The organism is Amycolatopsis sp. SID8362, assembly GCF_010550475.1.
Lineage (GTDB): Bacteria > Actinomycetota > Actinomycetes > Mycobacteriales > Pseudonocardiaceae > Amycolatopsis > Amycolatopsis eburnea.
This window is the reverse complement of the sequence record NZ_JAAGNB010000446.1, coordinates 1-7,375: the sequence shown is the minus strand read 5'-3', so window position 1 is coordinate 7,375 and position 7,375 is coordinate 1. Positions and strand designations below refer to the sequence as shown.

6 protein-coding genes and 1 pseudogene are annotated in these 7,375 nt (G+C 72.7%); 3 read left to right on the top strand and 4 right to left on the bottom strand.

Going from position 1 to position 7,375, the window contains the following annotated elements:
- The coding region (locus G3I65_RS14145; RefSeq protein ID WP_160696519.1) for a tetratricopeptide repeat protein at positions 1-2,501 on the top strand (2,501 nt) is incomplete at its 5' end.
- Here G3I65_RS14145 and G3I65_RS14140 read toward each other — a convergent pair.
- Genes G3I65_RS14140 through G3I65_RS14130 form a run of 3 tightly spaced genes read right to left on the bottom strand, consistent with a single transcriptional unit; the run spans position 2,498 to position 5,026 of the window.
- Positions 2,498-2,944, bottom strand: coding sequence for a GNAT family N-acetyltransferase (locus tag G3I65_RS14140; RefSeq protein ID WP_160696518.1), 447 nt, complete (start codon positions 2,942-2,944; stop codon positions 2,498-2,500). The two genes, G3I65_RS14145 and G3I65_RS14140, sit on opposite strands and share 4 nt — an antisense overlap.
- A gap of 1 nt (position 2,945) precedes the next feature.
- Positions 2,946-3,950 (bottom strand): non-homologous end-joining DNA ligase, encoded by a 1,005-nt coding sequence (gene ligD / locus G3I65_RS14135; protein WP_160696517.1) that lies wholly within the window; start codon positions 3,948-3,950, stop codon positions 2,946-2,948.
- Positions 3,947-5,026: an ATP-dependent DNA ligase gene (locus G3I65_RS14130; protein ID WP_309235446.1), complete on the bottom strand. Its 1,080-nt coding sequence runs from the start codon at positions 5,024-5,026 to the stop codon at positions 3,947-3,949. The genes ligD and G3I65_RS14130 overlap by 4 nt, the downstream gene beginning before the upstream one ends.
- Before the next feature lie 54 nt (positions 5,027-5,080).
- Between G3I65_RS14130 and G3I65_RS14125 the strand changes: the two genes are divergently transcribed.
- Entirely contained in the window at positions 5,081-5,587 is a 507-nt protein-coding gene (locus tag G3I65_RS14125) for a DinB family protein (RefSeq protein WP_160696516.1), read from the top strand.
- A 313-nt stretch (positions 5,588-5,900) separates the two neighbouring features.
- Positions 5,901-6,824, top strand: coding sequence for a squalene cyclase (locus tag G3I65_RS14120; RefSeq protein WP_160696520.1), 924 nt, complete (start codon positions 5,901-5,903; stop codon positions 6,822-6,824).
- A gap of 103 nt (positions 6,825-6,927) precedes the next feature.
- On the opposite strand, the pseudogene G3I65_RS14115 reads toward G3I65_RS14120, so the two are convergent.
- A pseudogene (locus G3I65_RS14115) lies at positions 6,928-7,375 on the bottom strand (DUF1015 family protein); the annotation flags it as partial.

The window sequence follows — 7,375 nt, the reverse complement described above, 5'->3', positions numbered from 1 at the left end:
AGCTGACGGACGGCGAGCGCGAGCGCGCCCGGCAGCTCGCCCGGCGCGACCGGCGGATCGCCCAGGCCCTGGCGGCGCGGGAAGGGTTCGCCGAGTACCTGGCCGCGGGCACGGCCATGGTCGCCCGCTGGACGGTCGGCGAAGGGCCGTTGTTCCAGGTGGGGAGCGCGCTGATCACGGCGGCCGTCGAGTGCCGCCGGGCGGGAGTGCACGAGCCGCTGCCGCTGGAGCTGCTGGCCGCCTTGGCGCGTGAGTTCGTCGATCCGGTCTGGCGGGACCGCGGCGACCTGCCGTCGGCCGGGGAGGCGGCTGCTTGGGCGAGCCTGCCCGTCCTCCAGGCCAGTTCGTGCCTGCAGCCGTACCGGGACGGGACGCTGATGGCCATGGACTACCTGGTCGACCACGCCGACCGCGGCGGCCCGCCCGGCCACGGCCGCGAAGTACCAGACCCGGTGTGGGACGCGGTGCTCGGCGACCCGGCTCCCGACCGGGCGTACGGCGTGGGCGTCACGGCGTACCTGCGCGGCAGGCGGGACGTCGCGGAGCGCGCGTTCCGCGCCGCGGCCGAAGGCGGGCACCTGGCGGGGATGACGGCGTTCGGCGTGCTCTGCCACCGCGACGAGCGCGCCGAGGAAGCCGAGAAGTGGTGGGAGGAAGCGGCCGCCCGCGGGCACAGCTCGGCGATGGTGAACCTCGGCGTCGTGCACGACAAGCGCGCCGAGCGCGAGACGGCGCTGGCGTGGTGGCACCGCGCGGCCGACCTCGGCGACCCCGAAGCCGTCTACCGCCTGGGTTGCGTCGACGAAGAGGCGGGGAACGCCGCGGCGGCGGAAGAGCGTTTCCGGGCCGCCGCCGAACACGGTGAACCGCGGGCGTTCTCCAGCCTCGGGGAGCTGTACCGCCGGGCCGGCCGGACGGACGAGGCGCTCGGCATGTTCCGCGAATCCTTCCGGCTCGGGCAGCCCTTCGCGGCCTTCTGCGTCGCGTTCGTCCACGAGGAGAAAGACGAACTGCGGGAGGCTGCGAAGTGGTTCGCGATCGCGGCCGAGCTGAAGACTCCCCACGCGCGCACCCGGCTTGCCACCGTCCTGCTGAAGCTGGGGGACGAAGACCGCGCGGAGGCGGCGTTCCGCGAGGCCGCCGAAGACGGCGACGGCGAAGCACTCGCCTGGCTCGCCGGCCAGGCCGACGACGACGCGGAATCCGACCGGCTGTACCGGGAAGCAGCGGAGAAGGGCTTTCGCAGCGCCATGACCATCACGGCGATCCGGCTGTTCGCCCGCGGGGACGCGGCAGGCGCCGAGCACTGGTACCGCACGGCGGCCGTGGACGGCGAACCGGCGGCGATGGCCGCGCTGGGGTCGCTGCTGCACACGAGCGGCCGCTACACCGAGGCCGAAAAGTGGTACCGGCGAGTGCTCGAAGCGCAGCTCGAGGCCGAGCCACGCGCGGCGGGCCTGGAAGACCAGGTCATGGGCGGCTGCGTGGTCAACCTGTCGAAGATCCTTCGCCGCCGCGGCAAGCAGGCGGAGGCGGAAGCGGTCCTCCGGCGGGGTGCGGCGGCGGGCCTGCCGGTGGCCATGACTCATCTCGCGGCTCAGCTCGTGAAGGACCGGCAGAAGACCGAAGCGAGGGAGTGGTACACCCGCGCCGCGGAGGCCGGCGAGGTCGACGCCCTCGTCGTGCTCGGCGAGCTGGCGCTGGAGGAAGACGACCCGGCCGCGGCGGAGAAGTGGTTCACCCTCGCCGCGGCGCAGTCGGACGTCGACGCCCTCGTCAACCTCGCGGTCTTCCGCCGGGACGCCGGAGACACCGAAGGGATGAAGAAGTTCCTGCGGCTGGCGGCCGACCTGGGCGACCCGGACGCCATGGTCGAACTGGGCCGCGCGGCGGACGCGGAGCAGGACGAATCGCAAGCCGAGCTGTGGTACACCCGCGCCGCCGAACACGGCGACGTGCCGGCGATGTCGGTGCTCGCGAAACGGGCGATGCGGCGGGACGACCCCGAGCTCGCGCTGTCCTGGTTGACCCGGGCCGCGGAAGCGGGGGACGCCGGAGCGGCCGCCAACTGCGGCGAGGTCCTGCTGCGCCTGGGAAAGCCCGCCGAAGCGGCGAACTGGTGGAAGCGGGCCGCGGCCGGGGGTGACCTGCCGTCCGCCACCAACCTCGGGGTGTGGCTGGAGAAGCAAGGCGAGGTCGCCGCCGCGGTGAAGTGGTGGAAGCACGCCGCTCGCGGTGGGCAGCCGGAAGCGATGATGGCGTTGAGCAGCCATGAGCTCTCCCTGCGAAATCTCGGGGAGGCCATGGTTTGGGCGGAACAGGCCGCCGATCGCGGGCACACCCCGGCCATCGCGCACAACGCGGCCCTGCACGCGATCGCCGGCGACTTCGGGCAAGCTGCCGAGTGGTACCGCCTCGCCGCCGTCGTCGGTGATCCCGCCGGGGAAAAGGGATTGGCGCGGCTCGAGCGGATTGCCGCGCGAGGTGGTGGCGCGGTCTAACCGAGCGCCTTCTCGTAGCAGACCGACTCGGGATCGCTTTCGTGCGGCGGGAAGTTCGGCACCCGCCGGTACCCCGCTCGCTCGTACAAGCGCATCGCCGCCGGCTGGCGGACTCCGGTTTCCAGGCGGAGGCGGTGCGCGCCCTGGTTGCGGGCCAGGCGTTCGGACTCCGCGACCAGCGCGCCCGAGACGTCGGTTCCTCGCGCGTCCGGGGCGACGAACATGCGCTTCAGCTCAGACAGGCCCGGCTCGACCGGTTCGACCGCGCAGCAGCCGATCGCGCGGGGGCCGTCGCGGGCCAGGAGGTAGCGGCTGGCCGGGGCCAGCGGGCGGGGCTGGGCGTCCGGGGGCAGGTCGTAGACCACGATCAGCTCGGCGGTCATCGCCGTCATCAGGGCGAGCAGCAACCCGTCGTCGGCCGGGCACTCCGCGACGGTGGCCACTTCACGCCTTCTTCGCGCGGCTCGGCGCCACCCGCGGCGGCTCGTTGGGCATCTTCGGGTAGACCGGCGGCCACGGCGCGTCCATCAGCCCGTTCGCCATGTCCGCTTCGGACATCGCGAGCAGCGGCTCGATCGACTGCGGCCGCTCCCCCGCGCCGGCCCACGGGTCGCCGCGTTCGGCCACCCGCGCGGGCACCGTGCTCAGGGTGAGCGTGGCCGGCTCCACCGTGTCCAGCTCGTCCCAGCCGATCGGCGTCGACACCTGGCCGCCCACCCGCGGCCGCACGCACCAGGCGCCGAACACGGTCTTGTGCGGCGCGTTCTGGTTGAAGTCGACGAACACGCGCGAGCCGCGTTCCTCCTTCCACCACTGCGCGGTGATCTTCTCCGGGTGACGGCGTTCGAGCGCCCGGGCCAGCGCGACCGCCGCGGCGCGCACCTGGAAGCTGTCCCAGCGCGGTTCGAGCAGCACGTACAGGTGCAGGCCCCGCGAACCGGACGTCTTCAGGTGGCCTTCGATGCCGTGCTCGGCCAGGAACTCCCGGGTCAGCACCGCGGCCTCGCGCAGCTCGTCGAAGCCGATGCCGGGCGACGGGTCGAGGTCGACGCGCAGCTCGTCGGTGACCTCCGGGGTGCCCGCGCGGTACGGCCAGACGTGGAAGCCGAGGCAGCCGAGGTTCACCGCCCACAGGATGTGCGCGAGGTCCTTCGCCACCAGCGCGTCGCTCGTCGTGCCGTTCGGCGTCGAGACGACGGTGGTGCTCAGCCACGGCGGCGCGCCCTTCGGCACGCGCTTCTGGAACCAGTTCTTGCCGCCCGCGCCGTCGGGGTAGCGCTCCAGCAGCAGCGGGCGCCCGCCGAGCCGGGCCAGCAGCGGCCCCGAGATCGCGCGGTAGTACTCGACGAGGTCGAGCTTCGTCTCGCCGCGCTCCGGGAAGTAGACCTTGTCCGGGCTGCTGATCTTGACCTCGACGCCGTCGACGTCGAGCAGCACGGCCTCGCTCATCGCGCCTCCCCGAACAGCTTGGCGAGCTCGGCGGGCGGCGCCTCGTCGAGCTGGGCGTACGTGCAGGACTCCGGGGTGCGGTCGGGCCGGAACCGGACCAGCCGCCCGCCGTGGCGGAACCGGCCGCCCTGCAGGTGCTCGTAGCGGACCTCCGCCACCCACTCGGGCCGCAGCGGCTCCCAGGAGAGGTCCTTCTGCGGCGCCCACCGGCTCATCGCGCCCGGTTGGCGGCCGGCCGGGGGCTCGTACTCGGCCCACGACCGCCACGGGTGCCCTTCCAGGGCGTTCTCCCGCAGCGGCGCCAGCTCCTCGACCAGCTCCGCCCGCCGCGCCTTGGTGAAGCTGCTGGCCACGCCGACGTGGTGCAGCACGCCGTCGCCGTCGAACAGCCCCAGCAGCAGCGAGCCGACACCGGCGCCGTCCTTGTGCCAGCGGAACCCGGTCACGACGCAGTCGGCCGTGCGCTCGTGCTTGACCTTCAGCATCACCCGTTTGTCCTGCTCGTACGGCAGGTCCGCGGGCTTGGCCATGACACCGTCGAAGCCCGCGCCCTCGAACCGGGTGAACCAGTCCTCGGCCTGCGCCGGGTCGTCGCTCAGCGGGGTCAGGTGGACGCGCTGCAGCCCGTCGGCGTCGGTGCGCAGGATGCTTTCCAGCTCCCTGCGCCGCTCGCGGAAGGGCTCGCCGGTGAGGTCGGTGTCGCCGAGGGCGAGCAGGTCGAACGCGACGAAGCTGGCCGGCGTCTCCTCGGCGAGCTTGCGCACGCGCGAGGCCGCCGGGTGCAGCCGCAGCTGCAGGGCCTCGAAGTCGAGCCCCGCGGGCGTGACCAGCACGATCTCGCCGTCCACGACGCAGCGGGGCGGCAGCGCGGCGGCCAGCAGCTCGACCAGCTCCGGGAAGTAGCGGGTCAGCGGGCGGTCGTTGCGCGACCCCAGCTCGACCTCGTCACCGTCGCGGAACACGACGCAGCGGAAGCCGTCCCACTTGGGCTCGTACAGCAGCCCCGGGTCACGAGGCACCTCGTGCACGGCTTTCGCGAGCATCGGCCGCACCGGCGGCATCACGGGCAAGTCCACCGCGCGAGCTTAAAACACGGGTACGACAATTCACGGCGTGATACACACTGACTCGTGACCACCGAACGCCCCGCACCGCCCCTGACCGGGGGCGAGCGCGAAATGCTCCGCACGTTCCTCGACTTCCACCGCGCCACCCTCGCGATGAAGTGCGACGGACTGTCCGACGAGGACCTCCGCCGCGCCGCCAGCCCGCCGTCGACGCTGTCGCTGCTCGGGCTCGTCCGGCACATGGCCGAAGTGGAGCGCACCTGGTTCCGCCGGGTGATCAACGCCGAAGACATCCCCCTGCGGTGGTCGACCGAAAACGACTTCCAGGCCGCCTACGACGCGAGTTCCTCGACCCGCGCGGAAGCCTTCGAGGCGTGGCAGGCCGAAGTGGAGCAGTCGCGCAAGATCGAGGAAGCGGCCGAGTCCCTCGACGTCACCGGCCACCAGCCGCGCTGGGGCGAGGACGTGTCGCTGCGGCTGGTGATGCTGCACATGATCCACGAATACGCCCGCCACAACGGGCACGCGGACTTCATCCGGGAAGCCATCGACGGCGTCACCGGCGCCTGATGCCACGCGTCCGAGGTTCGTCGGCAGCGGCCCGGCGATGCGCCCCAATGTGGCGTTGGTTGCGTCTGACGCACCGAACGCCACATTGGGGTTTTCTCACAGGCGGCGGTGTGGGCGGGGTGCCGGGTGGCCCGGCCGGCTGCGGCCGCTCGCGCGTCATGAATGACTCATTCATGTCGTCGGACGACATGAATGAGTCATTTACTACATCGCAGCCCGCCACGACGCCGCCCATGTGGGTGACCGGTCACGAGGCAATCCCTGCTCCTGACCGAACCTCAACGCGGCAACGAACTTCCGACGCGTGACACCGGTGGACGTGCCCGCGTGGCTCCTCGACTCGGATCCGGCCCTGCGCTGGCAGGTCGAGCGGGACCTCGCGGGCGCCCCACCGGAAATCTGGGAAGCGACGCGCGCCCGGGTCGCGTCGGAGGGGTTCGGCGCGCGGCTGCTCGCGGCGCAGGACCCGGACGGCCGCTGGGCGGGCGGCGCGTTCTTCCCGGCCGGCTTCCGCGGCGACGAACCCCAGCCGTGGACGGCGACGACGTGGTCGCTGAACGCCCTGCGCGAGTGGGGTCTCGACGCCGCGGTACTGGGCGGCACGGCCGGGCTGCTGGCCGCGAACTGCCGCTGGGAGTACGACGACCTGCCCTACTGGGACGGCGAAGTCGACTGCTGCATCAACGCCTGGACGCTGGCCAACGGTATGTGGCTCGGCGCGGACGTCGCCGGGATCGCCGAGTGGTTCACCACGCACCGGCTGCCGGACGGCGGCTGGAACTGCGAGTGGGTCGAAGGCTCGACGCGGTCGTCCGTCCACTCGACACTCAATTCCCTCAAAGGGTTGCTGGCGTACGAAACCGCGACGGGTGGCACGCCGGAAACGCGGGAAGCCCGCCGTGGCGGCGAGGAGTACCTGCTGGAACGCGGGCTGTTCCGGCGGTTGTCGACGGGCTCGGAACTGGCGCCGTGGGTGCGTGAGTTCGGCTACCCGATGCGCTGGCACTACGACGTCCTCAACGCGGCTTCGTACTTTCGCGACGCCGGACGGCCGGACGAGCGGCTGGCCGAGGCGATCGAGCTGATCCGCACGGCCCGGCAGCCGGACGGGACGTGGCTGCAGCAGCGGACCGACACCGGACGCGTGTGGTTCGCGGTGGACGTCCCGGCCGGCGAGCCGTCGAAGTGGCTGACGTTCTTCGCGACGCGTGTCCTGGACTGGTGGGACGCCCGCTAAAGCTCCGCGGCGAGTGCGCCCCAAGGCGGCCTTGGTTGCGTCTTGCGCACCGAAGGCCGCCTTGGGTGCGTCTGACGCACCGAAGGCCACCTTGGGGCGCTCGCTAAAGCTCCGCGAGCACCAGGCCACTGCGCGGCTTCGGCGTGAAGTACGTGGCCTTGCGCGGCATCCGCCGCCCCGCCGCGTGCACGGCAAGGACGTCCGCGTGGCTCACCGGGGCCAGCAGCACCACCGCGTCGGCGTCCGGGGGCACCGGGCGGCCGTCCGGGAGCGGGTGCATGCACGGTCCGTCCGGGTCGATCCCGAGCGCCTCGGCGAACAGCACCCGCTCGACGATCTCGTGGTCGATCACCGGTGCCGGCACGTCGGGCTTCGGCAGCACGACCCGCAGCACCGCCGTGCCCGCGCGCACCACCGCCTCGCCGGTGACCGGGACGGCGTGCTCGTCGTAGCGCACGTCGAGGCCCGCCGCGGACCAGCGGGAAACCAGGTCCTCCGGGCCGAAGCCGGTGCCGGTGAGGACCCGGTGGATCGCGCCGATCCGCAGTTCC

Coding starts and splice junctions, on each gene's coding strand:
- ligD (WP_160696517.1), bottom strand. CDS start 3,950: ATGAGCGAGGCCGTGCTGCTCGACGTCGACGGCGTCGAGGTCAAGATC.